1 protein-coding gene is annotated in these 270 nt (G+C 43.7%); it reads right to left on the minus strand.

Annotated elements, in window-relative coordinates; genetic code table 11:
* Nucleotides 1–50: 50 nt before the first annotated feature.
* Complete coding sequence (locus P6709_RS19945) at nucleotides 51–215, minus strand: hypothetical protein (protein ID WP_278242639.1); 165 nt, start codon at nucleotides 213–215, stop codon at nucleotides 51–53.
* Between the last annotated feature and the right edge of the window lie 55 nt (nucleotides 216–270).

The following is a 270-nucleotide window of genomic DNA, read 5'->3' on the forward strand; positions in this document are numbered from 1 at the left end:
ATTTAATTGGTATTCCGTCGAGGCAAGTAAATCATAAACTGCTTCCCCAGCTAGGCAAAAAAAACGCCTGTACGGAGAATACGCTCATCTGTGGTTTCATCATATCTAGCTTTTTTCATCGCCTCAAGCATCATGTCTGCATTTTGCACCCCCACGCCATCATCCGTAAAAGCGAACACACCAAGTCGATTTACTCCACATCTGATCATTCTCAACCAAAAGAACTTCCAGCAAAAAGGTCCAGTCCCAAACCGCCATCAAAATAAGGTC

Source organism: Jeotgalibacillus sp. ET6, from assembly GCF_029667115.1.
Lineage (GTDB): Bacteria > Bacillota > Bacilli > Bacillales > Jeotgalibacillaceae > Jeotgalibacillus.